The organism is Oleiphilus sp. HI0043 (genome assembly GCF_001634935.1).
This window is the reverse complement of the sequence record NZ_LWEY01001622.1, coordinates 18076-44212: the sequence shown is the minus strand read 5'-3', so window position 1 is coordinate 44212 and position 26137 is coordinate 18076. Positions and strand designations below refer to the sequence as shown.

General features: G+C 43.2%; 18 protein-coding genes, 1 tRNA gene and 3 pseudogenes. 9 read left to right on the top strand and 13 right to left on the bottom strand.

All coding sequences use genetic code 11. From position 1 onward, the window contains the following. Nucleotides 1-8 precede the first annotated feature (8 nt). The gene (locus tag A3729_RS24600; RefSeq protein WP_068513723.1) at nucleotides 9-3731 is read left to right on the top strand and encodes an SbcC/MukB-like Walker B domain-containing protein; all 3723 of its coding nucleotides are present in this window, start codon (nucleotides 9-11) and stop codon (nucleotides 3729-3731) included. A gap of 101 nt (nucleotides 3732-3832) precedes the next feature. Here A3729_RS24600 and A3729_RS24595 read toward each other — a convergent pair whose 3' ends face one another. Both A3729_RS24595 and A3729_RS24590 read right to left on the bottom strand, forming a co-directional pair. Continuing rightward, entirely contained in the window at nucleotides 3833-4573 is a 741-nt protein-coding gene (locus tag A3729_RS24595) for a YebC/PmpR family DNA-binding transcriptional regulator (protein WP_068513720.1), read from the bottom strand. A gap of 147 nt (nucleotides 4574-4720) precedes the next feature. Beyond that, nucleotides 4721-5035 (bottom strand): SCP2 sterol-binding domain-containing protein, encoded by a 315-nt coding sequence (locus tag A3729_RS24590; protein WP_068507398.1) that lies wholly within the window; start codon nucleotides 5033-5035, stop codon nucleotides 4721-4723. 307 nt (nucleotides 5036-5342) lie between these two features. On the opposite strand from A3729_RS24590, the gene sohB reads away from it, so the two are divergent. Both sohB and A3729_RS31105 read left to right on the top strand, forming a co-directional pair. Next, nucleotides 5343-6377 (top strand): protease SohB, encoded by a 1035-nt coding sequence (gene sohB / locus A3729_RS24585; RefSeq protein WP_068512159.1) that lies wholly within the window; start codon nucleotides 5343-5345, stop codon nucleotides 6375-6377. A gap of 149 nt (nucleotides 6378-6526) precedes the next feature. Next, nucleotides 6527-6697 (top strand): annotated as a pseudogene (locus tag A3729_RS31105) (integrase); the annotation flags it as partial. Nucleotides 6698-6855: 158 nt separating this feature from the next. Here the strand turns inward: A3729_RS31105 and A3729_RS24580 are convergent. From A3729_RS24580 to A3729_RS24560, 5 genes are all read right to left on the bottom strand, one after another. After that, complete coding sequence (locus tag A3729_RS24580) at nucleotides 6856-7143, bottom strand: type II toxin-antitoxin system RelE/ParE family toxin (RefSeq protein ID WP_068512156.1); 288 nt, start codon at nucleotides 7141-7143, stop codon at nucleotides 6856-6858. 3 nt (nucleotides 7144-7146) lie between these two features. Then, nucleotides 7147-7374: a CopG family transcriptional regulator gene (locus tag A3729_RS24575; RefSeq protein WP_068511406.1), complete on the bottom strand. Its 228-nt coding sequence runs from the start codon at nucleotides 7372-7374 to the stop codon at nucleotides 7147-7149. 111 nt (nucleotides 7375-7485) lie between these two features. Beyond that, nucleotides 7486-8340 (bottom strand): DMT family transporter, encoded by an 855-nt coding sequence (locus A3729_RS24570; RefSeq protein ID WP_068513717.1) that lies wholly within the window; start codon nucleotides 8338-8340, stop codon nucleotides 7486-7488. A gap of 19 nt (nucleotides 8341-8359) precedes the next feature. After that, nucleotides 8360-8743 carry a YchJ family protein gene (locus A3729_RS24565; protein ID WP_068513714.1) on the bottom strand — a complete coding sequence of 128 codons (384 nt, stop codon included), beginning with the start codon at nucleotides 8741-8743 and terminating at the stop codon, nucleotides 8360-8362. Beyond that, nucleotides 8743-9924 carry a cation:proton antiporter gene (locus tag A3729_RS24560; RefSeq protein ID WP_068513710.1) on the bottom strand — a complete coding sequence of 394 codons (1182 nt, stop codon included), beginning with the start codon at nucleotides 9922-9924 and terminating at the stop codon, nucleotides 8743-8745. Before A3729_RS24560 ends, A3729_RS24565 begins: the two co-directional genes overlap by 1 nt. 229 nt (nucleotides 9925-10153) lie before the next feature. Here A3729_RS24560 and A3729_RS24555 point away from each other — a divergent pair, with 229 nt between their 5' ends. Together A3729_RS24555 and A3729_RS24550 are read left to right on the top strand one after the other, a co-directional pair. After that, nucleotides 10154-12199: an AarF/UbiB family protein gene (locus A3729_RS24555; protein ID WP_068513706.1), complete on the top strand. Its 2046-nt coding sequence runs from the start codon at nucleotides 10154-10156 to the stop codon at nucleotides 12197-12199. A gap of 8 nt (nucleotides 12200-12207) precedes the next feature. Continuing rightward, nucleotides 12208-12963 carry a pseudouridine synthase gene (locus A3729_RS24550; RefSeq protein ID WP_197476044.1) on the top strand — a complete coding sequence of 252 codons (756 nt, stop codon included), beginning with the start codon at nucleotides 12208-12210 and terminating at the stop codon, nucleotides 12961-12963. A gap of 4 nt (nucleotides 12964-12967) precedes the next feature. Here A3729_RS24550 and ggt read toward each other — a convergent pair whose 3' ends face one another. The 4 genes and pseudogenes from ggt to A3729_RS24525 form a co-directional block, all read right to left on the bottom strand. Continuing rightward, on the bottom strand, nucleotides 12968-14758 hold the full coding sequence (ggt, locus tag A3729_RS24545; protein WP_068513703.1) for a gamma-glutamyltransferase: 1791 nt from the start codon (nucleotides 14756-14758) through the stop codon (nucleotides 12968-12970). A 52-nt stretch (nucleotides 14759-14810) separates the two neighbouring features. After that, a pseudogene (locus A3729_RS34700) lies at nucleotides 14811-17816 on the bottom strand (transporter substrate-binding domain-containing protein). A gap of 147 nt (nucleotides 17817-17963) precedes the next feature. Then, a pseudogene (locus tag A3729_RS24530) lies at nucleotides 17964-19220 on the bottom strand (ABC transporter substrate-binding protein). Between the two features lie 125 nt (nucleotides 19221-19345). Continuing rightward, nucleotides 19346-20710 carry a CHAD domain-containing protein gene (locus A3729_RS24525; protein WP_082880551.1) on the bottom strand — a complete coding sequence of 455 codons (1365 nt, stop codon included), beginning with the start codon at nucleotides 20708-20710 and terminating at the stop codon, nucleotides 19346-19348. 174 nt (nucleotides 20711-20884) lie between these two features. On the opposite strand from A3729_RS24525, the gene A3729_RS24520 reads away from it, so the two are divergent. Further along, nucleotides 20885-21628: a type 1 glutamine amidotransferase gene (locus tag A3729_RS24520; RefSeq protein WP_068513692.1), complete on the top strand. Its 744-nt coding sequence runs from the start codon at nucleotides 20885-20887 to the stop codon at nucleotides 21626-21628. A 1-nt stretch (nucleotide 21629) separates the two neighbouring features. Here the strand turns inward: A3729_RS24520 and A3729_RS24515 are convergent. After that, a tRNA-Ser gene (locus tag A3729_RS24515) sits at nucleotides 21630-21717 on the bottom strand. Between the two features lie 143 nt (nucleotides 21718-21860). On the opposite strand from A3729_RS24515, the gene A3729_RS24510 reads away from it, so the two are divergent. Then, nucleotides 21861-22316 (top strand): isoprenylcysteine carboxylmethyltransferase family protein, encoded by a 456-nt coding sequence (locus tag A3729_RS24510; protein WP_068513689.1) that lies wholly within the window; start codon nucleotides 21861-21863, stop codon nucleotides 22314-22316. A 45-nt stretch (nucleotides 22317-22361) separates the two neighbouring features. Here A3729_RS24510 and A3729_RS24505 read toward each other — a convergent pair whose 3' ends face one another. Beyond that, nucleotides 22362-22988: a hypothetical protein gene (locus A3729_RS24505; protein ID WP_068513687.1), complete on the bottom strand. Its 627-nt coding sequence runs from the start codon at nucleotides 22986-22988 to the stop codon at nucleotides 22362-22364. A gap of 399 nt (nucleotides 22989-23387) precedes the next feature. On the opposite strand from A3729_RS24505, the gene A3729_RS24500 reads away from it, so the two are divergent. Then, complete coding sequence (locus A3729_RS24500) at nucleotides 23388-24077, top strand: DUF58 domain-containing protein (RefSeq protein WP_231872279.1); 690 nt, start codon at nucleotides 23388-23390, stop codon at nucleotides 24075-24077. Nucleotides 24078-24107: 30 nt separating this feature from the next. Then, nucleotides 24108-26132: a transglutaminaseTgpA domain-containing protein gene (locus tag A3729_RS24495; protein WP_068513681.1), complete on the top strand. Its 2025-nt coding sequence runs from the start codon at nucleotides 24108-24110 to the stop codon at nucleotides 26130-26132. The last annotated feature ends 5 nt before the right edge of the window (nucleotides 26133-26137 follow it).

Below are 26137 nucleotides of genomic sequence, written 5' to 3'. Positions count from 1 at the left end.
CTGCAGTTATGAAAATACTAAGTATTCGCCTTAAGAACATCAACTCTCTACGAGGGGAGTGGTTTATTGACTTCACTCAGGAGCCTTTCGCAAGCAACGGTTTATTTGCAATCACTGGGCCTACTGGTGCCGGAAAATCTACGCTGTTAGATGCAATTTGCCTTGCCTTATACCACCAAACACCGCGTTTAAATGAACCATCACCTGCTGAGAAGGTAATGACTCGTCATTGTCACGAATGCATGTGTGAGGTGGAGTTCAGTGTTAAGGGTGACCAGGTTTTTCGCGCATTTTGGGAAGTAAGAAGGGCGCGAAGCAAAGCTGATGGAAAATTACAAAGCCCCAAAGTTGAGCTAGCACTACTCGGGGCCGGTGAGGAGGGGCGCGATAAAATTATTGCTGATAAGCTCCGCGACAAACTAGAACATATCGCCGAAATAACGGGCTTGGATTTTTCACGTTTTACAAAATCCATGCTTCTGGCTCAAGGTGGCTTTGCAGCCTTCCTCAATGCAAATTCGGGAGACCGGGCAGAACTTCTTGAAGAGTTAACGGGAACGGACATATACGGCAGAGTTTCTAGCGAGGTGTTTGAACGCTTTCGACAAGAAAAAGAGCGACACACGCTACTGACGGCCAAGTTGGAAGGTCTAGAGCAGACTAGTCCCGAGGAGCTTGAATTACTGTATGCTGAAGAACAGGCCCTCGAAGAAAAGCGTAAGACTGCTTTGCTTAAAAGAGGCGATATTCAGGCACAGGTTTCTCATATTGAAAAGCTTGAAAAATTGCAGGCGAGTAATAAGCAGTGTCGTTCAGCGCTCGATGCGCATGTTCAATATTGCGACAGTTTAGCACCCGAGTTTGCAAGGCTTGAAAGAGCCCTACCAGCGAGAGTGCTCTCACCATATTATGAACAATATCAGCGCGCTCAAGCTCAACAAAACCAATATGATAAAAACTTCCAGGAAATCAATGCCTCTTGTAGCTTAAAGCAAGAGGAATTCCACCTATTAGAAGGTAATTGTCAGCTTGCTAAAAATGAATACCAGGATGCTCAGAATACCCATGTAAGACTAGAAAACTTTCTAGTTGAGCAGCTGGTTCCTTTAGATCAAGGTATTACTTCCCAGCAGAAAAGCATATCAACCGCCGATGCCGAATTAGTTGAAATAGACGCCAGAAAAACTCAAACGCTAAAACAGCTGCAAGACTGTGCCAAGCAGATTAAAAATAGCCACGACATAACTAAGTCCGTGGGCGAGTGGCTGGAAAAGCATGAGTGGCTTAGAGGTGCGCAAACCCAGCTTGACGGGATTGCCACGCTATTCCAACAGTATAACCGGGTAAAAGAGCAAACGGTGTCTCTGGCAAAGCTGCTTGAAAGCGACAATGCAGTTAAGTTGGCGAAGGAAAAAGGCCTAAGAGAATTAAATTCGCAACTTGTTATCCGAGAGCAAGAGCATAAAAAACTCCTTAGTCGATCTTCGAGTGCAAAAACAGCACTAGATCGCTTTCTAGAAGAGCTTAATAAGCAGTTGAGTTTGGAAACGTTAGAGAATCTTATTCAACAGAATTCCCTTAGAAAGAATGCGGTAGCCGAGTGCAAGAGAATATTTGAGCAAGCGCAGGATCAAAAGCTTAGTTGTCGACAAATCCTGTCGTCTATCGAAAAACAAGATGCTTCGATAGCAAGCCTTGAGGCTGAGCTTGTTAGCCTTCGAACAGCCTATCAGCAAGCTAATAAGTATTTCTTGTCATTAAAAGAAAGAGTCTTGCTCGAAAACCGTATTGTCAGCTTAAGTGAGCACCGAGCACAATTAAAAGAAGGCGAAGCTTGCCCTTTGTGTGGTTCCGTGGATCATCCAATGTTAGATGGATATGGCGAGCTTGAGTCTTCGTCAACGAATGATGAGCTTCTTGCTCAAGAAAAAGTTGCTGAAGCGTTAAAAGAGCAGGGACTTGCCAAGAAGGAAGCCTTAATTCGTCAAGGTGCGGAACTTGAAGGGTTAAGAATAAGAGCAGAGGAGTCACTGAAAAAAGAGGCGGAAACCGAGCAGGTTTGGGCAACTTATGCTGCTCAAATTAATTGTAGTTTGCTTGTAGCAGATGAAGGTGTCCCTCAATTTTTAGAAGAAGTCTTAAGTGATATTGAAAATATAGACAATCAATATGAAAAATTATCGAACCTCCGTCGCGCACTAGAGGCCTGCCAGGAAGAAGAGAAAGTAGAACAGAATTTATTAGACGCTCTAATAAGAGATAAAGAGATACAAGAAACTGAGCATCGCTATATCAGCCAGCAGTGCCAAGATAAACAAGATCAAATCAATAGCTTATGCAGTAGTGAGCAGGAGCTAGATCAATCTTTACAAGAAAATCTGGCTAAGCTTAGTGGCCATGATGTCGTGATAAGTCCGGACTTAAGTGCTTTAGGCGAGTGGTTGGAGACAACCCGAAAGGAGTGTTCGCTGTATGACGACAAGGCAAAGCTACTTCAGACAGAGCTTGGATTAATTAGCGATATCGAAAAGCAACATGACCAATACAAAGCCGTATTGAGCGAGCTTAATTCCCAGTTTGCCGAGGCGAAACAGAAACAGCAGTCGTTCATGGAGCAGCTTGCTGTACAGAAGGCAGAGCGCAAACGTCTGTTCGGCGATAAAGATGTAAGTGCCGAGCGTGAGAAGTCGGCTCAAAATTGTGAAAAAAGGCTTCTGTCCTATCAGGGCTTGCAGGGGTCAATAGCTGAGATCGAGAGAAACTTATCGGCACTTCAGGGAAAGCAGCAGCAGCTCGAGCAGCAGAAGTTTGAACACAAAGATCAGTTGGATCGTCTTGCTCATGACTGGCAGCAGAGACTCGAGAATAGCGTGTTCGAAGACCTGCCCAGCTTTCAGCAGGCTCATCTTGATGACGTAGAGATCGAGAATTTGGTGTCTTTAAAAGAAGAAACACAAAAAACTAAAGCAACATTGGAGGCAGAGCTAAAAACTGCCCAGAGCCAGTTAAAAGAGTTACAAGCTAAAGATCTTCCTAATTTGTCACTCGAAGAGCTCAAAGCGCTACTTGATGGCCTGGAGAGTGAAGTAGAAGCTTGTAGTCAGAGGCAGGGTGAACTAACGCAGATACTTAAGACCAACGCAGAACAGAAACAAAAGCATGAAAACCTGATGCGAGAAATTGAAGCCCAGCGACAGTGCTACGATGATTGGAGTCACCTTAATAGTTTGATAGGCTCCAAAGATGGTAAACGTTTCAGAGTCTTTGCACAGGGCCTGACCTTAGATTATTTAATACAACTCGCAAACCAAAGGCTTGAGGGGCTACATGCCCGTTATTATCTGGTTAGAAGTGATATTCAAGGGCTGGAATTGCAGGTAGTCGATAAATGGCAAGCAGATTCGCATAGAGATACACGAACTCTATCTGGCGGTGAAAGCTTTTTGGTCAGCTTGGCGCTGGCCCTGGCTTTGTCTGACCTGGTTAGCTATAAAACTCAAATTGACAGTTTATTTCTCGATGAAGGTTTCGGTACGCTAGACCGTGCGACATTGGATATCGCACTAGATTCACTGGATCAGCTCAACTCTCAGGGTAAAATGATTGGCGTGATTAGTCATATAGATGCCTTGAAAGAGCGTATACCTGTTCAGATTGATATTAAAAAAATGAGCGGGCTTGGGTACAGCCGTTTGGATAAGGCTTATGAGATTAAAGGGCAAGCTGATTAAGGTAGGCAGCGGCCAAAGTGCTTTACTGAAACGTAAGCACCTTGGCTTGTTTTGGATTCCGCATTAGCGAGGGGTGAAACCCTCTGCCTAAGAGAAACGTTTTAAAACTCAGCGCTATGATAAACGTTTTGCACGTCATCCAGGTCGTTAAGCATATCTAAAAATGTTTCGAAGGTAGCAATATCGTCACCTGAAATTTCAGTCGTTGTTTGTGGAACAAACTGGATTTCATCAACTTTAAAGTCTACTTCCTTTTCACCGTTCTTGTTCTCTGTACCGAATGCTTCGTTAAGCGCTTGCTTTGCCTTGAAATAATCAGTGTTAGGTGCAAATATCGTGATTTCGCCGTTTTCACACTCGATATCACTGACATCAACATCGGCTTCCATTAAGGCTTCAAGCGCGGTGTCTTCATCTTCAGACTTGAATACGAAAATAGCACTGTGATCAAACATGTGACCAACGCTACCTTGGGCACCAATTTTACTCTTGGTTTTGGTAAAACACTGGCGCACATCACCGAAGGTACGGTTAGGGTTGTCCGTTAGGCAGTCAACAATTACCATGCAGTTTCCGGGGCCAAAACCTTCATAGCGAGCTGTCGCAAAGTCTTCGCCAGCACCACCTTTTGCCTTTTCAATCGCTTTTTCGATAACATGACCAGGAACCTGATCTTTCTTGGCGCGGTCAATCATTGACCTAAGTGAAAGGTTACCGTCCGGGTCGATACCACCAGACTTTGCGCACATATAAATCTCGCGGCCATACTTGCTGTATACCTTGGTTTTGGCGTCGGCGGTTTTTGCCATTGATTCTTTACGGTTTTGGTAAGCTCTACCCATTTTTTAAGGTCCCAAACTATTTTTAGAAATCGGAATACTGTTTTCAGAAACAGAATACTACCGTGATGTAAAAGGTTTAAAAAGTGTCACGCACAAAAAAAGCCGCAGAAGCGGCTTTTTTAGCTTAATCATGTTAAGCAGACCTTACTAACCGATGCTGAAAAGCTCGCCTAGCTTAGTTGCTAGCATCATGTCGCCTTCAGCACGTAGCTGACCAGCCATGAACGCTTGCATACCGTCAGTTTCGCCACTAACGATGCCTTTAAGAGTTTCAGTGTTCATGATCAAAGTAACTGAAGGATCATCGTGCTCACCAGCTGCTAGTTCGCATGTACCGTCAGCGATAGTTAGGCTGTAGTTGTCATCGTCTTCGATGTTGAATTGGAATACCAAGTCGATGCCGCTAGCTGCGTCAGCGTTGAAGTTTTCTTTTAGTGTCTCGAAAGTAGAAGCTACAGACATGAGAATACCCTTTTTATGTATCAATTATCGCTAAGCTACACGTGTATATGCATGAGGTTGAAGCTCAATAGTGCAAGGTAGCTAGCCTGAGTGTGAAGCGTATTGATTTTCACGGATGTCAAGATTAGTTACTCGAAAAACGCTTGTCAACTAATAAATCGAACGCTTGTTTGAATTATGGTGTGAAGGTGTAAATTAGTAGCCAACAATATCTGAACGAAACCCTTGTATTTGGCAATAATGGCCCAACAATGCAATGGTCATAATGTTTTCGTTATTTGTATATATCAAACCTGAGGATAAGCGCGTGGAATTTTTGACTGAGTACGGTGTCTTCTTGGCGCAGACAATTACAGTTGTTGCTGCCATTTTAATAGTGATGGCTGCAGCAAGCAGTGCAGCTCTAAAAAACAAGAAGCCTGAAAGCAAGGAAATGCTGATTGAAAAATTGAATGAAAAGTACGAGGAAATCAAAGATACGCTTGAAGAGTCGATGCTGAGTAAAGAAGCATTAAAAGACAAGAAAAAGCAGCTCAAGAAGCAAGAAAAGGAAAGTAAGGGGAAGTCAGACACTGAAGATAAAAAGAAGGTGTTTGTTCTAAGCTTCGAGGGTGATATTAAAGCTAGCGCTGTTGAGGGCTTCAGAGAAGCCGTTTCTGCGGCACTGTTGGTTGCACGTCCGGGTACCGATGAAATCGTGGTCAAGCTTGAAAGTCCTGGCGGTATGGTTCATTCCTATGGTTTGGCCTCTGCACAGCTAGATCGAATTAAGCAGAAGGGTATCAAACTGACAGCTTGCGTAGACAAGGTCGCTGCGAGTGGTGGTTACATGATGGCGTGCGTTGCAGATCAGATTATTGCTTCACCTTTCGCTATAATGGGTTCGATTGGTGTGGTGGCTCAGGTGCCTAACTTCAACAAGGTACTGAAGAAAAATGATATCGACTATGAGATCCTGACTGCTGGCAAGTACAAAAGAACCTTAACAATGTTTGGTGAAAATACTGACGAAGGAAGAGAGAAGTTTAAGTCGGACTTGGAGGATACTCACCAGTTATTTAAGTCCTACGTTTCAGAACGTCGTCCATCGGTTGATATTGAATCAGTTGCCAATGGTGATATCTGGTTTGGTTCTAAAGCCAAGGAAGTATCTTTAGTTGATGACTTGAAAACATCAGATGAATATATTTTAGAAGCCTGTCAGGACTCAGAGGTCTATTCCTTGGAATTCAAAGCAAAGAAAAGTTTGATGGATAAACTAGGCATGTCGGTAAGCTCAGGTATTGAACAGTCTGTTACCAAACTGCTTTCCGAGCTGAATATCTCTCGTGGTATGAAGTAATTAATTAAGTCGTTGATGGGGCGGGGTTGCGACTCTGGCCCCATTTTTATTTTGTGAATGTTTAAACAGGGGCCGCAATTTACCTGTAATTTCAAAGTGCGCAAGTTTGGTGCTCATTGAAGCTCTGTGTATCCATTATTTAGCCAGCTTATGGCACCCACTCAATGAGGCGAACAAAAGCTTCAATTATTTATCGTGAAACAAAGAACTTTAGAGCTATTCAGATATTGCTAGGGCACTTTAAAATTGACAGCACTATAAGGTATCTTGGGGTTGAAGTAGATGATGCGCTTGATCTTGCCGAACGAATTCAGGTGTAGAATTTCGTCAAAAGGCGGTTATTTACAATTTAAGTAACTTCCTTTTTATGCAATTTTTTAAAAGCCGGCATTAAGGGCTCATCAAAATAAGTAAATTAATTTTGGCTTTTAAATAAGACCTCGACTTTCAGTAATCGCTTATTAACTCTAGAGAGTTCCTATAACCAGCAATCAATATCCTGACCTCCTAAAATAGCCATTATTTCAACGACCGCACCATTAACACGGTAGTAAATATTATCGGAGCAATAAGAGCAGCGCCTATAACCTGGGCGAATATGGTCAACTGATTGGAAGAGATATGGGTTGATAGAAATTTTCTCGAACATATCGAAAAAACCATGGTAATAGGTATCTGCCTGAGCTTCTCCAAACTCGCTATATTCGTAAGCGTATATCCGCTTTAGGTCTTCTTTAGTATTCGAAGATATCTTAAATTCAAACATGCCTTACTTCAGTTCTGACTTGAATTCAGCCAGCATCTCAGATGCCATTTGATTTACAAAACCACTGGATTCTGCATCTTCAAGCTTTCTATTAATTGCTTCAGCCCTTCTCGCGCTGCGGATAAGATCGTTTATCAATTCACTTTTATTAGAGTAATCTTGAACATTATCTACATGATTTCGCAACCAAGAATCATTTTGCTCTGTTAACGTAATACTTTGTCTCGGCATTTTACACCTCCCTCGATACAAACCTGGTGTAATTATACACCAGGTTTGTAGTGAATGGTCTACAGAATATTTAATAAGTTAGATACAGAGTCACTACTTAGACTAAGTCTCTCAGTGCTTAGCAAAGACACTCTCATACAAAGCAGCAAACAAAATAATGCCACCACCAAGTAGTGTGTTGAAGACTATTCCTTCTCTTAAAAGTAAATATGCAAATAGGCTTCCATAAACGACTTGCAGGCTTATCACCATTGATACGCTTTTAGCTGAACGATAGCGTAGGGCGTATGTTTTTTGAGTATGTGGGATTGCCGTAAACACGGTGCCTAGTAGAATTAATGCAAGTAGATCGGGTGTTTTTATTTCCACTGGCGAGACAGATGCAAAGGGTAGCAAAATTGCGGCTGACACCATCGCGTGATAAAACATAATGGTGAAAGGGGAAATATCTGACAGGTGCTTTGATACCAGAATATTTCTTAGTGCCACAGCCAGTGCAGATAAAAGACCAAACAATACTCCTGCGGTGACATTGTTTTCGAGAGTAAAGTCCGGGACGATCATAAAGACACCGAGCATAACCAGCAAACCCATGAGGATATCGGCTTTATGAAGCCGTGTTTTATTGATTAAGGGTTCCAGAAATACCGTCATGACAGGAAAGGTAAACATCGAGATCATGCCGATAGCGACAGTCGACAGCTGCATCGCTTGAAAATAGGCTGTCCAATGAACGGTGAACAGCATGCTGCAAAACACCAAGAGTAAAAAAACGGGTAAAGTGCTAATTCTAAGTTTTTGTTTGAATAGAAGTGCCACAATAAATACGGTGAGGCCGCAAATCAGAGTTCGGTAGGCAATTATGTCCCAGGCAGCATAGGGAATTAGTTTTGAAAAAAGTGCTGTACCACCAAGCAATAATGCGGCGATATGCATATGAAGCAGTACTTTATTATATATATTCATTTAAGCTTCATAGCAAGTATTAATTATCAGTAGCTGAGTGATACTGCCAAATACCATCAAGCTTAATGAAATGGCTATTCTCTACAATTCGCTGAGCCTTGCCCGACACTTTATAACGTGCAACGAAAGACACTTGGCCTTCCTTATCATCCTCTAGACCTGCTACTGTATCTTTAATTTTCAAACCAAGCCACTTACTTTGTGAATCGAAATCAAGGTTGCTTGGGCGGGTGTCCGGGTGCCAGCTTGTTAGAAGGTAGTCTTCATTCTCAAGTACAAAGGCACTGTAGCGAGAGCGCATTAGCTGCTCGGCTCTTAGTGCTTTAGCTATGTCAGCATGAATAAGAGCACAGCAGTCGTCATACGTCAGGGAAGACCCACAGGGGCAAGGAGCTTTGGGCATTAATCTCGTCTTAATTTGTCGCTAATAGCGATCGGATTGGGGAAGTTAAAGATAACAATATATGAGTTAAAGATGAAAGTCAGTATTGCTGTGGCCTGGATAAGGTGGGAGGCCTCGGTCCCTATCAAAGCCGATGCGGTTGCCAGGTAGGCAATCAGTAACGAAAACTCACTAATTTGGCCTAATCGAAAACCAGCTTCCCAGGCAATGTCATTGGGTTCTTTGCTGCGCGTAAGCAACCAACGGAATATCACTGGCTTGATAACAATAATCAGCCCAGCCAGTAGTAGTGAGGGGAGAATAACGTCTGCCAGTAAGCCTAAGTTGAATGAAGCGCCCAGCGAAAAGAAAAACAGAACTAAAAAGAAGTCACGAAGCGGTTTTAAATGCTCGGCTATATATTGGGCGATTGGGCTAGTCGCGATGCTGATGCCTGCGATAAAAGCGCCGATTTCAGAAGATAACCCAATGTAATGTGCGAGTTCTGCAACACCCAGGCACCAACCAATTGTCAGCAAGAATATATACTCATGAAAACGGTCAAACTTGGATATCAATTTAAGGATGACATGCTTTACGGTAGCGAATACGACAAAGATAAGTAATGGCAAAGTTAGCATTGTTTTAACGAAGCTAAAGATACTGTTGCTGTCCGGATCTGCTGAAGTACCGCTGCCTCCTAATATGAGCAACACGACAATTGCCACCAAATCCTGTAGCAGTAGCATACCCACAACAAGTTCCCCGACATGGCGGTGATGCAAGACGGTTGTAGGGAGAAGCTTTATGCCTATAATCGTACTAGAAAACATCATCGCACAGCCGATAATCACGGACTCTTGAGAGCTGTAGCCAAAGCCTTTTCCAATCATAAACCCGGTAAAGGCGAAGGCTAGGGAACTGACAATAGCGACCAGGGTGGCTTTTCGCAACATGTGCATCAAGCTCTTTGGTTGCATATCGAGCCCTAATAAAAACAGCAAAAAGATAATTCCGATCTCTGCTATTTCTGACAGCAGGTGCGCATCGCTCACATAGTGCAAGCCATAAGGGCCTATTAAGGCACCTAAGGCAATATAGGCGACAATAATAGGCTGACGAGTATATAAAACAATTGAAGCAAGGATCGCGGCCCCAGAAAAGATAAGGAAGAAGGAATTGACAATCGAGAGATGTTCCATAGTACTTTGGGGCTCAGTGGGTCTTAAAACAATGTAATTTACTTGAAAGCTTATCTGCCTCTTAAGCAGTATAGCAACGATTTACGGCTATTAGCTTTGAAGCAATAATTTAACTCTCTGTCACAATGCTTTTTGTGTTGACAAATGACTGCAGGAAAGTCGCCATTATGGTAATCTTGTGCTCATCAATCTGTCATTCTGCTTAAGAAAGCACGGTGCTCTGTTTATAATGTCGAAGCCAAAAATGCCCAAAGAGAAAAAACGCTTTCTGGATATTCCATCTATCAAGGACAGTACCTTTTCCGTATTTAAAGGGGCTGGCGACTTGGCGACGAGTAGTGTCGCGTTGCCAAAAGCCTTTGTGCCGATTGTGAAACTCTTGATGACAGAGCGCATGATCACTCAAGATGAATTAGCCGACGAACTCGATCTTTTATTCGAGCAGTTATATCTTCACCCGGTTTCATCTCACTCTAGGTCATTGACGGAGTACCTTCGAAAGTATCGTATTATCCCCAATGAAGAGTCGACAGAAAATCTTATTGGTTATGTCGTTAAGCAGGCGGTTCTGCGCAGCCCAGTCGATATTCCTGAAGTTGTTGTTGATGAGTTTTGGAGCTTCTTTCAAGAATTGATAGAATCGCCAGAGCTTAAAGGCGTTGTCGAGCTGAATCTGGATATTGTCCGTTCAGTCTTGCGTACATATGAGCCTTTGCTTCTGGATATCGTTAACAGCATTAAGCATATCCGAAAGATAAATCAGAAAACCTTGTCTGAAATAGTATTAAAGCTCCAGGTTTTGCGTGGCGACATACATATCCTTAAGCGACAGATAAAGGCTATTCGCTACATAAAACCCTTCCTGCAAACAGACCCAAAAGACTTTAAACAACAGGCAGAAATTGTTGCCAAAATGGTACGTGAGTTCGGCCCTTTGTTTATCAAAATGGCGCAGGTCGCCGCTGCAAACTCAGACTTCCTGCCTGAAGAAATCTCTAAAGAGTTAAAAGTATTCCAGGAAGATGTCGACCCGATGACGGCATCCGAGGTCTATCAAGCCTTTAATGAGGAGTTTGGTCAGAAGCCAGAATCCCGATATTTTGGTTTTGATGTCAATAACCCGATTAAATCCGGCTCAATTGGCTCAGTATTTGTTGCTAAGAAACCAATGCAGCATGGGGATGAAGAGGTTCTAGTCCCGGTCGTCGTAAAGGTGGCACGTCATAACCTAGAGCGTGAGTTTGCTATGGGTTCTCTGGCCATCGAGCTGATGCTTATCAGTAGTCAGTACTGGGCACCTCATAGTAAGTTGAGGCCGTTTTTGGCGGCAATGTCAGAACAGATAAAGGAATTTACCAAAGGCTTTGAGCAAGAGCTCGATTTTAAACATGAAGCAGAAATTCAAGACCGTTTCTATCAGCGGGCCCTGGCATCGCCAGTATGGTATGTACCGGGTTTATACGGTGCTACTGGACGCATCATTGAAATGGAATTCCTTCAGGATGCCATGGCGATAAACCAGGCGATAGATCGTTACCGTGGTAAGCGAAAGAAAAAGTTTCAGAGAAAACTTGCCGACAATTTCCTATACACCATGCTTGAACATCTTCTGATACACCAGGAGTTTCACGGAGATCTTCACCCTGGAAATGTGATGGTAGATCTCGATGCCAGGTTGTTCCTTATTGATTGGGGAAATGCCGTCGATATGCGTGGTAAGTGGGGAATGGTAGGTCGTTACCTGGCGTCGGTATTGAGTGGCGATGTTGATATGCTGACGATGACTCTTATTCAAATGAGTAAGGGCCAAAAAGGAAACCTGGAACGCTATGACGAGATTAAAACAGCGCTTGAAGAAACATTGATTAAAAAGAACGTTACCCCATTGGGTAGAGACTTTATGTTTCGCCTTTATGAAGAGGGGCAGGAAGGCTTGCGCCAGCGTTTACAGACTGCCTTGCATTTAATGTCTAATACCTATCAGCTTGATATGACCATTAAGAGCGATTATCTACACTTATCTAGATCTTTGTTTGCTATGGTCGGCACCTACAATAATCTTTATAAAGATATCTCTGGCTGGACAATGGCGAAAGATCTTGTTGCGGATGTAGCGATGTTTCCGCTTCGTTTTACTTATCACCGCATTGTTAGGCCGAATATTCTATCTGAGCCTGAAGATTCACCCTATGCTACGAATCATTTTGCTGCCCAAGAGCAATTAAAATCAAAAACTGCCCCTGTCGCGCCAATGTCTTTACTAGAAATTCAGTAGGCCGGCTGGTGAGTTCAGAAACTGATGAAAGCTTAATAACGCTATTTGAAGATGCTAATCTTCTTGCCGTTCATAAGCCAGCTGGTATCCCTTTTCACTGTGATGACCTACTTCAAGGGATTGTGCAAAAGGTTAGGCTTCAGTTCGAATCTGAGCAGCTTTTCCCTGTTCATCGCTTAGATAAAATGACTTCTGGATTGATGGTTTTCGCAAAGACTCAGGCCTCGAACAAAGCAATAAGTGAAATGCTCCAGAATAAAACCATCGAAAAGTACTATCTGGCACTGAGTACTAAGAAACCAGGTAAAAAGCAGGGGGCGGTTGCCGGTGATATGGTTAAAGGGCGTCGTGGTAGTTATTTGCTTCGTCGAGAAAAAACTAATCCTGCTGTGACTCGTTTTTTCGCCAAGGCGCTCGACCCGATGTTGAATAAAGATACTGAACTGAGCACGAAAGAAGGCTATTGGCTATTTGCATTAAAGCCAGAAACCGGTAAAACTCATCAGCTTCGTGTAGCCTTAAAGTCACTAGCGAGCCCAATTTTAGGTGACGAGCGCTATAGTGGTATGAAGGCTGATAGAGGCTATCTGCATGCTTATAAGATGTGCTTTGATTTGTTCGGACAGCGCTATGATATCACCGATGAGAACTTTCGAGGTGAAGCTTTTAGCCTCACAAGTTTAAGCGAAAGCAATGATTTTAGACTGCCTCAGAAGCTAAATTGGCCCAAGGCTGCTTTCAAGTTAGACAACAAGCAAACATAAGTATTTATTTTCCTAAGACAAGCCCTTCGCGACGCTTGTCTGCGCCGCCAAGCAAGCCTTGTTCAGTAAAGATCACCCCATGCAAGCCTGAGTTTAAATCTTTCACTTTTGTTTGGTAGCCCATGCCTTCAAAGACGTCTTTTAGTTTCTCTGCCGAGCTGTTTGCTTCGATATCCATCACACCAAAGCGATTAACTATATGCGCCTGATCAAAGGCTTCTTGTGGCGTCTTTTCCCAATCCAAAATTGCAATTAAGCTGTTGGCGACATAGTTAATAATGCGTGAACCGCCGGGTGAACCCAGAGCGACATAGGGCTGTTTGAGGCCATTGGTATCTTTTTTAAAGACGATGGTGGGTGCCATCGATGAACGCGGACGCTTACCTGGTTCAACACGGTTAGCAACGAGTTTTCCTTTATGGTGAGCCCTAAAGGAAAAGTCAGTGAGTTCGTTATTTAAAAGGAAGCCATTCACCATTAGTCTGGAACCAAAACCATTTTCTATGGTACTGGTCATCGAAACTATATTTTTATCTTTATCAACGATCACAAAATGGCTGGTTGAGGGGACTTCGATTGACTTACCTGCCTGATAGGCGGCATAAAATTTTGCATCGGGAACTCCCGGCGATACACCTTGCAGGGCTGTTCCTGGCGTAATTAGCTTTGATCTACTTCTAAGGTAGTGCTTGTTGAGCATGGCTTTTGGCCAGTCTACAAATGCCGGGTCCGCAATATATTGCCCTCGATCAGCAAACGCTAGGCGGCTGGCATCGGCGATAAGCTGCCATGTTTCTGCAGAGTTTGAGCTTCTTTGTGACAGCCCGAAAGGCTCTAGGATGCCGAGTATTTGCGCAATGCTAGTCGCACCAGAGCTTGGTGGCCCCATTCCGCAAACTTCGTAAGTCTTGTAAGGAGAGCACACCGCTTGCCGTTCAATCACTTTATAGTCTGAGAAATCTTTCTGGGATAGAAAGCCTGGGTTGCTCGCTTGCTTTACTTTATCAACGATTGTTTGGCTAATATCGCTATTATAGAAGTAATCACCACCATGTTTTGCTAGAGCGACCAAGGTGTTTTTGTAAGCAGGGTTCTTAAGTTGCTGTCCTGCTTGTATCGCACGTCCATCAGGAAAGAAATATTGGTATGCGCTATCATCACTGCTCAAATATTTTTCATCTCTTTTTACTGCGTTCGCTAACCGTGGGCCTACATTAAAACCATTTCCGGCAAGTTGTATCGCAGGGCTGAGTAGAGATAGCCACTTCTTCTTACCATATTTCTTGTGGACCTCAGCTAAAAGTTTAACCGTCCCGGGTGTGCCTACTGATCGACCACCTACTACCGCGTCGAAAAAAGCCATTGGCTGAGCGTCTTCTTTTAAGAAAAGTTCTGAGTGAGCGTCTAAGGGAGCAGTCTCACGCCCGTCAAAGGTAGTGAGCTTGTTATTTTGTGAGTCATAGTAGACCAGGAATGCGCCACCGCCTAAACCGGAGGATTGCGGTTCAACCAGACCAAGTACCGTTTGTACGGTGACCATAGCATCGATGGCATTACCGCCTTGCTCTAATACCTTATAGGCTGCTTTACTTGCTTCCGGGTGTGCACTGACAACCATAAACTCTTTTGCATAGCGCGATTTTATAAGGTCAGAAGCGGGGCGTATTGTTTGGGTTTTGAGTTGTTTATTATCTGCTTGGCCTTGCTCTGGAGCGAATAGGTCACTTACTTGCTGACAGTGAAGCAAAGGAGAATAGAAAGATAGTGTTGTTATGAAGGTGAGTAGCGACTTCATTTAGCGATATCCTCTTACTTAGGTTCTTATTCTGGAGCGGCTTAACAGTGCGTTACTTGTGCTTGAGCAGGGTAGACAACTTTTCGGCTTTTTCATAGAGCCAGCCTTGTATTGAATCGCAGCCACACTCTAGCAAGAAGTCGCTTTGTTCCTGGCTCTCGACACCTTCGGCAACTACTTTCATATCCAAACCGTGCGCCATTAGGATAATAGCAGAGACGAGTTTGCAGTCAGATTCGTAAAAAGGAAGTTCGTTAATAAACTCTCTATCGATTTTTAAGGTGTTAAAGCTGAATTTTCGGAGGCTGCTTAAAGATGAATATCCTTGGCCGAAATCATCCATTGCGAGTTTCATACCTAGCTCAGTTATTTTATTAAGTATGAAGTCCGTATTGCTCTGGCTGGACATCAGAACGCCTTCTGTAATCTCAATTTCTACCGAACTATAGTCAATGCCCGAGGAGGATACCGTGTCGCTCAAGACATCTATAAGACTTGGTGAGTTAAATTGAACCGGAGAAATGTTTATCAACATTGTGCAGCGTGCATTGTAATGAGCTTTAAGCTCGACCAGCGCAGCTAAAGACTGCTGAATTACGAACTCACCAATCGGAATGATCATGCCGTTTCTCTCGGCTACTGGGATAAATTCGGCAGGGGATACTTGGCCAAGATGCTCGCTGTGCCAGCGTAATAATGCTTCAAAGCCTATTACTTGTTTACTTTGTGCGTCGATCTTTGCTTGGTAGACCAAGTACATTTCGTTCTTGTCCAAGGCAGCGCGAAGTGCTTGCTCTAACTCAATTTGACGCGATACTTTCTCTTTTCGCTCTTTAGTGTAAAAAGCATAGGAACCGTTAGAGAATTCTTTTGCTACGTGAGTTGCTGAATCGGCATTCTTAAGTAATTCATCAGATGTGTCGCCGTCAAAAGGAAAAATTGAGATCCCGATGCTCGCCGAAAGAGTGTATAAACCCGCATCTATTTGAAAGGCTGCCCGAAACTGCTCCAATACGGAGCTGGTTGTTGAAGCTAGGTCGGACACATCATTAAAGTGACTGATGATAATCAGGAATTGATCACCACTGAGGCGGCCCAGTGTGTCACCCTCTGTTAGTGTTGTGCCAAGCCGCTCAGCAACTTGTTTCAGAACTTGATCCCCGGCACTGTGCCCGTAGGAGTCATTAATCTTCTTAAATTCATCGATGTCTATCGAAAGCATGGCTACTTTCGAGTTGTTCTGTTTGGCTTCGTTAATGCGTTCTCGTAAACGGTCTTCGATCAGGAAACGGTTTGGAAGGTCGGTTAGCTGGTCATAATGCGCTGAACGAAGTATCTGTGAAGTTTGCTGTCTTACTTTACGCTTTAGCATCATGTTCCAAAGCGCACCGATAATGATGATGACAAAAAGAGCAGCACTTATCCGAAGAACGATCATTAGGCTCTGATTGTTGTCGACTTTTATGCTTGTCCATTTTTGGCGGATAGCCTCTTCTTCTTCCACCGTAATACTGTCCAGACCTTTTTCAATAATAGAAACCAACTCGGGCCAGTCATTTCGTATAGCGAAGTGTAGACTCTGTTTTTCTTTTGAAACGGGGGCGGCTACTTTTAGGTTGTTAAGGTTGAGTTTTCGTATCCAATAAGAAGTTGAGGCGACATTTCCGACAAATGCATCGACTTCGCCACCTGACAATGCGAGCAAGGCTTCATTCAGGGTTTTGTATGTATGGGGCTGGATATTCGACTGCTCAGTGACAAAGCCATAGTGCGATGAATTTGCCTGAACAGCGACTTTATGAGTGCTGAGTCAGATAAGCCAGAAATAAAGGGAAAATCTGACTGAGTGACAATGACACGATGGAAGCTCAGGTAAGGGCGGGTATAATTAAAAAAATTTCTTACGCTCTTCAGTCATACCCACAGCCGGCATAACATCCAATTGTTTATTTTTTGCTTTCTCGGTCACTTCTGCCCAGCTTAGGTCAGGAATGACTTCCAAATTTAAATTTAAGCGCCGATTTAACAAGCTAATATAGTCCGAGGCCAGACCCTTGTATTGGCCATCTTCAAAAAACTCAAAAGGAGCGAACTCCGGGTCTACACCCAATTTAATAGTTGGATGAGCATCTGCCCAAGCACGTTCATCAGGACTTAGACGAACTTGCCTGTTGGCTTGTAAATAATCGATCGGAAGCCATTTAGAGCGAAGCGCTTGAAGCTGATCTTCGGGAATGCTGCGCAGAGCCTTGGTTAGAATTGAAGATAAAAGCGGCCAGTCTTTTCTTACTGCAATCGACTCAGGCGAGCCATTACTGTCGTATATTGCTGCATATTTTAAGTTTGAGATCAGATACTTGGTGCGATAATAATGCCCAGCACCAATAAATGAGACGGCTGCATCGGCATCACCGACAGACACGGCATTGAGCGCATCAAGCATCGTATCAACCTTCAAGGGTTGAATCGTAGGGAACTCTTTAGTAATTCGTTTAGCGTATTGGTAGTCAGAAACCAGAGCAACTTTTTTATATTTCAGGTCAAATTTGCTATCAATCTCTGTGTTGTCGTCACGAGTGATAATAACTAATGACTTTCGAATATATGGGTCAGAGAACTTGAACCAGGTATTGCGTTCATCACGCTCTACCATTGTTGCCACAATATCTACTTTATGTTGCTTGGCATCTTCGTATAGCTCTTTCCATTGCGTTTTTGCATAGGGCGAAAACTCGACCCCCAGTTTTTTTGAAATAATACCGAACAACTCTGGCGAAAAACCATCGATAGATTTGTCATTGTCCAAAAAACTGTAGGGAGGGAAGTAACCATCATATGCTATTGATACAACGGGATGTAGTGCTAACCACTCTTGTTCTTCCAGGCTTAAGTTGATTGAGCTATCGGGCGTCGCGTGGCTATATAGCGGGGCTAAAATAAAACCTAATATAAGCAGCTGCAAACACTGAGTGAGTGAAGAAAAAGACGTAATCCTAGGGAAAAGAGTAGCTGCTATTACTGATTTTTTAGGGGGGTGACCATGCTGCTTGTTGCTCATAGACGTCCGGATTGTTCTGTAGAGAGTTAGGGCTTATGTATACCTAGTTTTAAACCAAATAATACAAGCACTTAACAGTGATTCCCAAACGCTAGTAAAATGTAGGCAAAGCGCTCCTTGTTTTGAGCGCCTTCCCCGGCCTATGAGCTAATTCAGAATAGATGATTTGTTTGCTTTAAATCGGTCATTCTTCCATTGGCGCTGGGTTCTTGCGGCTTTTTCGCCACTCATACTTGTTAGAATCTCGAAGTAATCTGACTGGTATTTATCTTTTAAAATATCTTCTTTAGTCTTACCTTTCACAGCATAGACTGTCTGAATATTTTGTTGGTCAAAAGCTCGCCATTCCTGCTCATCTTTTAACAAAGAATATTTATGGCCTTCCAGAGCTTTTCTAACCTTGGCTGTTTCAAAGCTGCCTGCGCGTTCTACGGCGTCTTTGTATTGATATAAAATTGAATATGCCGAAGCTGCGGAAGAAGAAGGGTAGGCGTCATAGCGTTTGCTAAAGGTTTCAACGAATTTTTTGCCTGTTTCATAATTGTATTGTTCTGGTATATTCCATGCCCAGGGTAAAGCACCAACAACGCCCTCCATTGCTTCAGGTCCAGCACTTTTGGCCATGCCTAAGGTCAGGTTAGGTACGACGATAGACATTTTTTTCTTAAGCCCCATGGCGGTGACCATTTTTAAGGCTTTTGCCATATCATCGCCAAATAAAACCAACACTAATACATCGGGTACTTCTTCTTTCGCTGCGTCTAAGGCCGCCTTGAAGTCCTGCTTTGTCGCACCAGGGAAGGGGACAAGTGCGCGCTGGTGTGCTTTTTTGTCTTTGGTTTTGCTGAACTTGCGAATTGAGTTTTCAGTCGACCAGCCTCAGGTATAGTCTGCAGTGATGTAGAATAACTCTTTACCTTTGAAGTTTTTCTTTAGGTATTTTGAAAGCACTTTAGCGCCCATCCAGGCGTTATAACTTTCCCTGAACATGTGGGTATGACCGTCTTTCCCCGTCGTGGCATTTGAGTAGGTTAGCGTGCCAAAGTATAAAGTGTCACGCGCTTTTGCAGCGTAGCCACCTGAAATAGAGACAGCGCTAGAGGAACCGCCAAAAATCATTTTTGCGCCCTGGTCATCGATCATGTGGACGACGTTTGTGGTAGATATTGCGGCTTTTGACTGAGTGTCTTTTTTAAGAAGCTTTATGGGTTTTCCTAGTATCCCGCCATTATTATTAATTTCTTCAACTGCCATATCGGCAGCACGTTCTTGGGCGAGTCCTTGTACTTGGTAAGGGCCTGAAGCGGGATAGTTAAGGCCTATAATGACTTCATTTGCACTTAAACTACTGGCATGTGAGATTAGTGTTAACAAGGATAGGCAGAAAAGCTTACGTAAAAGCATATAAAACTCATAAAATAGTGGATTAACAGGAATTTAGTTTAGTCCATACAACGTAAAGTCGCAGGGAATTTTGATGAGAAATTGTTTTATATCTATTGCTATACAAAAACTGATCCGCCAATAGTTTAGAGATGAGGCTCTCGCTTACAAATTACTTCTTTTTGATCAGTCTTTTGTTGTTGCAGGTGCTTCAATAGTTTTTTGGCAGAAGTCTTCACTTGTTTATTTTCATTCTTAGTCTGTAGCTCAATATACCTACCTAACATTTCACACTGTACGCATAAGTCCTGGAAACGCCCAAAGAGCGCTTGGTGGGCTTTGTAAGATTGTTTGGCTGAGTTTGTTTTGGAGCCAGTAAGCTCAGAGAGGTAGCGGCTTTTCTTAATTAGCTTACGGATATGGTGAAGGTCGTCATCTTGATTGCTTGAGGTTAAATTATCCATAAGTCGACTGATATTGTCTGATAGCTCAATTTGTTTGTCAGTAAGCTTGTCATCATTAGTTTTTCCACACAGCTGTTCAAATTCACTAGATCTAAGAAACTGCTTCCATTGTTTGTTGTCTCGAAGAAAACGTTCACTATTGGCGAATTCACAGAATGCTAACAGCTTCTCGTGACGTATTTTTTCGAGGTCTTGGTATAGTTGAGAAAGCCCCTCACCGTATGTGCCTTGCTCTTCACCAGAAATGACTGAAAGGTAGTTTAGAAATACGTCTAAATCTCTCAGCTCGCCAGTGAGCATTGCGTGCTGTTTTAAGTTCCGTAGGTGCTGATCAAGCGTTTTGTCTTTTGTTAAGGTGTAAATCATGCTAGCAATTGACCGGGTTTTTCTTAGACAAACTCTGTATTGATGAACAAATTCGGAATCTATATCTGCAAGACAGCCAGGCAATAAGCCCAAGGACATTTTGTGTAGTTTGAGTAAATTAGACCGGATTTGTGTTTGATCGCTTTCGGCGTCATGAGCTGCTTTGTTTACTTTACACATATATTCTTCATAGCTCGCCGACGTGGGCGTAATCAAGCGTCGTACTTTAGCCTGAAGAGGAGACAAAGCGGCCCAGCTTGGCGTATCAAGTTCTAAATGAACATAGCTGCAGGTAGGAAAACGTTTTATGGGTGTTTTTAATAGAAACTCGAGAAGTTCCTCAAAAGCGGGGTTATGGCCAACGATCAATACTTCATTTTCATCATCGCCGAGCTTATGCAGCCATTTTAGTAATTTCTTCCTGCTAAACGTGTATAGATCTTTGTCAGTTTTGACTTCAGTGAATGAGTTAGCGCATGTAAGGGTTGCCTGAATAGTTTGCCGTGCACGTTCTGCATTGCTGGAGTAGATGTTTGCTTGTAATGCGCCGTCAGCTTCAAGAATAGGAGACATGATAGCTATCTGACGTAATCCTCGCTTGTTCAGTGGTCTGTCTAAATCCGAAAGAGAAGGCTTAGAGCAACTGGACTTAGCGTGGCGTAAGAGATACAAGTGCTTCATCAGAAAGCCTCTAGAAATATCAAAAATGTTAGTGAGAAAAGTTCTTCCTCAATAATAAACCTTTTAGATGACAGTTAGTTTGCAAGGTTTTGATTGTATTTGCTAATTCTTACAGTTGTTCGTTGTTTTTGCTAAAGTGGTGTATGTCAAAAAACATGGATTAAGAAAGTACCTATGCCCAGCAAAGAACGATCAGACCTTAAAATATTATTATTACAAATCAGGGAAACCGAGCAAGTTAAGCAGGAAGAATTAGAAAGCTTTGCTCGATACAGTAAGCTTGATGTCACCCAATTTGATGTATTAAACGTTTTCGATCAGCCAGACTTTGCGAGAGATGTAGCGCAGGGCTACGATGCACTATTTGTAGGTGGAGCCAGTGAGGCAAATGTCTTGGAGCCTGAAACATATACTTTCGTGCCTCACGCTGAACGCTTGCTTTTACAGTGTGTCGAAAATGAAACCCCTGTATTTGCATCTTGTTTTGGTTTTCAGTTAGCTGCCCAAGCATTGGGACGTGAAATTATTGATGACAAAGAAAATTACGAGATGGGCACTATCCCAATATCTCTCACCGAACATGCTGCTTCAGATCAGGTCTTTCGTGGCATCAGAAATGACTTTCTCGCAGTATCGGTTCATCAGCAAAAAGCGATTTCGGCACCCGAAGGCTGCATAGAATTAGCCTATACCGATATTTGCTGCCATGCCTTTAGAGTTGCGAACAAACCATTCTGGGCATTCCAGTTCCATCCTGAAGTTGATCGAGATATTTTGATTGACAGGCTGACCTACTACAAAGAAAAATATACAGATGATGATGGGCATTTAACAGAGGTATTAGAAAGCGCCCAAGAAACACCAGAATCTAACCATTTGATAGGGTTGTTTGTTGATAGGGTGTTGTTAGGAAACTAATTGGCGGAGAGGGAGGGATTCGAACCCTCGATACCTTGCGGTATACACACTTTCCAGGCGTGCTCCTTCGGCCACTCGGACACCTCTCCGTTTTGAACTTTCTAGCTTCGCAAATGGTGTAAACCCTGTTACGCTCCCAGAAAGGTGCGCTACTCTAAACTAGCATTTTAATCATTGCAATAGTTGAACCCGTTAGTAGCTAATAAAAGTTAACTTATAGGTATATGTTCTCGTGAATATTCGGATTCCTCCACCACTTCAAACACTGATTGCAGCAGGCATTATGTATGGGCTGGATACTTTGATTTCAGTGAGTCTATATCGGTTTGGGCTCTTGGCTGGTATTGTTATGGCTGTCTTGGGGCTTGCGTCTGTGTTTTTCTTAATGCCAGCGGTATTTAGCTTCTGGAAAAATAAAACAACCGTTAACCCTATTAAACCTGAAAATGCGACCACGCTTGTGGTTGATGGAGTTTATAAGTACTCGAGAAATCCAATGTATGTGGGTATGGCAGCGCTGTTGCTTGCTTGGGCTGTGTATTTGGCAAACCCTTTTAACTTCTTAGTGTTTGCATTGTACGTCTATGTCATGACGGCAATTCAAATAAAGCCCGAAGAGCGTGCTTTGGTAAAGATCTTTGGGGCGAGTTACAGGGAGTATTGCGAACAAGTGAGAAGGTGGGTTTAGCAGCCTATTAGGTTAGAAAAAAATAGACTGCTATATGAGCTTTTACTAATTTTGATCAGGTATATTAATGGTTAGGTCAAATCCGCCGCCAACGCGGGGGGTAATTTGAAGCGGACCTTCATCAATACCGTGAGGAAGTTCAATCTTGTCAATTTGAGGAAGGTTGCCAATTGAAAAGGTAAGTTGATTGTCCTGTCTACTTAGCCCAAGATCGTTGGCACCGTCGCCACCAATATAGACAAAGTCGAAATCACCCTCGGGTACCGCGTAGCGTGTATCGTTCATGACTTCTTCCATTGTGCGAGTGTTAACCTCGTCGTAGGTTGGGATCACAACGTCAATAGGCGCGATGGTTGCTGAAGCAATCGCTGCATTTCGTAGCATTTCTTCACTGAGTAGGACAGAGCTGGCAGTGCCATCGACGTGGTTCTGTTGGTGCCCTAGCTTATCCATATCCTGGTCTACATTTTCAACCGGGGCAATTGTCAGGCTGGAGTAGGTTTTTTGAGTTGTCTCAATTTCCTGCTTTTTAGGCGTAACAATAATTGTCGAGTCCTTGATATAGGTTTCGGTTAACTCTGAACTGCTAAGAGATTTAACTTCTGCGCCAGCCATTAGTGGCAGTAGTAATAAAGGTGACGCTTTTAGGATGATGCTAGAGCTAGTGTTCATATTCGGTGCCTGCGATATTATACGATCAGCAGAATAACAGGTGAAAAAGTGAGCAACCTGTCAGCTATACTGTAATTATTTAGGCTGAGATCTGCTAATGCAAGGTTTATAGTCTATGTTTCTGTTAAGAAAAGTAATTATGCGGGATGTGTCTAGTTGAAGTTGCCCTTAGCTGAACGAGTTGGTGAGATGATTGCGTCACGCAGTAAGCGAAGTGACTATTTTCGATTATCCCAAAAAAATATATACATTTTCCCCTCGCGTGCGGGTTTTGCTTATCTGTTACTTTTGTTGTTGATGCTGATAACGGCAATTAATTATCAGAATAGCCTTATTTACCTATTTACATTCTTCTTAGGTGCGATTTTCTTTTTCTCTATCTGGATGTGTTTTTTGAATATGTCCGGGCTTGAAATTAGTAGTGGTAAAGAAGAGGGTGTATTTGAGGGGGAGCGCGGCTACTTTTACGTGAAATACAGAAAAGAGCAGGGAGTGGCATTTGGTCTTAAAGTGGGCTTTGATGCAGGACAAATGAGTGCCGTCCCTCCGGTAACGAATAATCTTAATGAATATCCGGTTCAAGGTGGACTTAAAAACCGGGGATACCATACCTTAAAAAGATTGCGTTTGGAGTCGTGCTTTCCCTTTGGGCTGGTTCGAGCCTGGACATGGCTGAAACTGGATGCCTCGCTACTCGTTTACCCAAAACCTGTAGAAGGGAGTCCTACAAAAGCAGAGAATAGCGCTGAAAAAGGTTTGAGGAGCGATCAAAGGTCCGATGACTATAATTCGCTTCGTGCTTATCAAGCGGGCGATTCTATGCAGCGTATTAACTGGAAAAAATATGCAAGCTCTGAATTGCTAGTGGTTAAAGATAATGACTTAACTGCTTCAGATGCAAGCCGTGTACGTTGGCAAGATTATGAACCCTACGGAAAAGAGCAACGCTTACAGTTTATGTGTGAGAAAATAACTCGGCTGTACAAGGCTAAGCAAGCTTTTGGTCTTGAGTTACCGGTGATAGTGATTGAACCTGATTCAAGTGAGGCGCACTATTATGCCTGCCTTAAACAGCTAGCCTTATATTAATTTGCACGTGATCATATTAGTGGCTTGATAATGCAGAAAGACTTAAGAGAAGGTGATGACAAAGCAGTGATCAGCGGACAGAGCAACGTATTTGCGGTCCGTGCGCAGCCGGTTGGCGCCTTGCTATTAGTTATCATCTTACAGCTGATATCACACAGTGATCATCTTCCCATATGGCTAATCGTTTTTACGTTATTCATCTGTGTCTATCGTTTTATAGCTTATAAGCGAAATAGCCCGCCGGTAAGCACATTTGTCAAAACATGCTTAACGCTTGCTTCTTGCGCGGTGTTTGTCGCGCACTATAAAACCAACTTTTCTGTTGAAATGGCTGGCGCCTTTTTGTTTCTGACAGCTGTGTTGAAGTTTCTAGAGATCAAGGCTGACAAAGAGTTGTTTACAAGTATTTTTACGATGCTGTATTTAAGTTGTGTCTCGTTTCTATTTAGTCAGGGTGTATTTCATACGCTGTTGCAGTTGCTACTGATAGCTGTTTGCTTTTACGTGTTGCTATCCCAGAATATAGGCGCTGAATTTTCTTTAGGGAAGCGTGGTATTTCTACTTTGGGTAAAATGCTTTTCAAACTCATGGCCGTGTCTATACCTCTTGTCATAGTGCTGTTTTTATTCTTTCCTCGTATAGCTCCGTTGTGGCATATGCCTTTCAAAACTCAGCAAGGAAAGACAGGTATTAGCAATGTTATGTCTCCTGGCGATATTGCCTCACTTACCAAGTCTTCCGAAGTGGCTTTTAGAGCAGATTTCAGTGGTGTTGTCCCCGCCAAGTCAAACCTTTATTGGCGAGGTTTAGTACTCGACGAGTTTGACGGCAGAGAGTGGCGGCAAAGTATTGAGTATTATCCGGTCAGTCGCTATAAAATTGACCCAGGCCAACTTTATTCTCATGACGGCGCTACTTACCAGGTGATGCTAGAACCGCATCAAAATCGTTGGGCTTTTGCTCTCGATGATGGGCAGCCCTTAAGTAGTAACTTACTGAAAGGTGAGATGGGCATTTTTAGCCTAAAAAACGATGCCATTCAGGCGACGCGATACAAGTTGAGTTATCAAGAGAGTCTTGGGATAGCGGTTGGCTCATTACCCTTTTTATCCGAGCTTAAGGGGGTGGATCGAATCAGAACGCCCGTTGTACAAGATTTGCAGCGACCAGGTGCATCTAGCAACCCTCGAACACAGCAATATATCGCGCAGATGAAGGCGCGATACCCTGAACCTGAAGCACTCTTTCGAGCCCTAATGGAAAACTTCGCCAAGCAGAATTTTTATTACACCCTTAAACCCGAGACGACTGGTGAGCACTTCGTCGATGAGTTTATGTTTGATACAAAAACGGGGTTCTGCGCGCATTATGCAGGGAGCCTCGCTTACATGTTACGGCTTGCAAATATTCCTGCTCGCGTAGTGATCGGGTATCAAGGTGGAGAGTTGCGCGATAATGGAAAATATATGGTTGTCCATCAATACGATGCGCATGCTTGGGTTGAAGTGTACATAGTTGGTAAAGGTTGGTTTAGGGCTGACCCTACCTCGATGGTTGCACCAGAAAGAATATTGGATGGTGGGGCTGATGCCTTTCGCGAGAAAGAAGGCTTTCTTGAAGACTCACCACTTTCATCAGTTGGGCAGCAATTAGCGCTTGTTAAGTGGGTGGGGCAATATGTTGATAAAATGAGTTATGGCTGGCAAAAATGGGTAGTGAATTACAATCAGGGAGAGCATAAAAAGTTTGTCAGTTCGGTATTAGGGGAGTACAGCCTTTTAAGTGTCGCCAGTTTATTTGCGTATGTGCTTGTCGCTATTTTTATTTTATTCACCATCTATTTGTGGGGCCAAAAGTATGCCTTCAAATATACCTGGACAGAGAAAAAATATATGATGTGCTGCTACGTATTAGCTCGAATTGGCTATAGCAGAACGCTGGGTGAAACGCCCAGGCAATATTTATTACGTATTCATTCTATCGCACCGCAATACCTCTATCGTATTTTAGAGCGAGTGACGAGTGACTTAGAGCGAAAGCAATATCAGTCTTGATGTCA

What these genes read in the sequence shown, in the direction of transcription:
- A3729_RS24495 (WP_068513681.1), top strand. Translation starts at nt 24,108, where the DNA reads ATGCAGAAAGACTTAAGAGAAGGTGATGACAAAGCAGTGATCAGCGGA.
- A3729_RS24580 (WP_068512156.1), bottom strand. Translation starts at nt 7,143, where the DNA reads ATGTTTGAATTTAAGATATCTTCGAATACTAAAGAAGACCTAAAGCGG.
- A3729_RS24595 (WP_068513720.1), bottom strand. Translation starts at nt 4,573, where the DNA reads ATGGGTAGAGCTTACCAAAACCGTAAAGAATCAATGGCAAAAACCGCC.
- A3729_RS24525 (WP_082880551.1), bottom strand. Translation starts at nt 20,710, where the DNA reads ATGAAGCACTTGTATCTCTTACGCCACGCTAAGTCCAGTTGCTCTAAG.
- ggt (WP_068513703.1), bottom strand. Translation starts at nt 14,758, where the DNA reads ATGAAGTCGCTACTCACCTTCATAACAACACTATCTTTCTATTCTCCT.
- A3729_RS24560 (WP_068513710.1), bottom strand. Translation starts at nt 9,924, where the DNA reads ATGGAACATCTCTCGATTGTCAATTCCTTCTTCCTTATCTTTTCTGGG.
- A3729_RS24505 (WP_068513687.1), bottom strand. Translation starts at nt 22,988, where the DNA reads ATGAACACTAGCTCTAGCATCATCCTAAAAGCGTCACCTTTATTACTA.
- A3729_RS24575 (WP_068511406.1), bottom strand. Translation starts at nt 7,374, where the DNA reads ATGCCGAGACAAAGTATTACGTTAACAGAGCAAAATGATTCTTGGTTG.
- A3729_RS24570 (WP_068513717.1), bottom strand. Translation starts at nt 8,340, where the DNA reads ATGAATATATATAATAAAGTACTGCTTCATATGCATATCGCCGCATTA.
- A3729_RS24520 (WP_068513692.1), top strand. Translation starts at nt 20,885, where the DNA reads ATGCCCAGCAAAGAACGATCAGACCTTAAAATATTATTATTACAAATC.
- A3729_RS24500 (WP_231872279.1), top strand. Translation starts at nt 23,388, where the DNA reads ATGTCCGGGCTTGAAATTAGTAGTGGTAAAGAAGAGGGTGTATTTGAG.
- A3729_RS24590 (WP_068507398.1), bottom strand. Translation starts at nt 5,035, where the DNA reads ATGTCTGTAGCTTCTACTTTCGAGACACTAAAAGAAAACTTCAACGCT.
- A3729_RS24555 (WP_068513706.1), top strand. Translation starts at nt 10,154, where the DNA reads ATGTCGAAGCCAAAAATGCCCAAAGAGAAAAAACGCTTTCTGGATATT.
- A3729_RS24600 (WP_068513723.1), top strand. Translation starts at nt 9, where the DNA reads ATGAAAATACTAAGTATTCGCCTTAAGAACATCAACTCTCTACGAGGG.
- A3729_RS24565 (WP_068513714.1), bottom strand. Translation starts at nt 8,743, where the DNA reads ATGCCCAAAGCTCCTTGCCCCTGTGGGTCTTCCCTGACGTATGACGAC.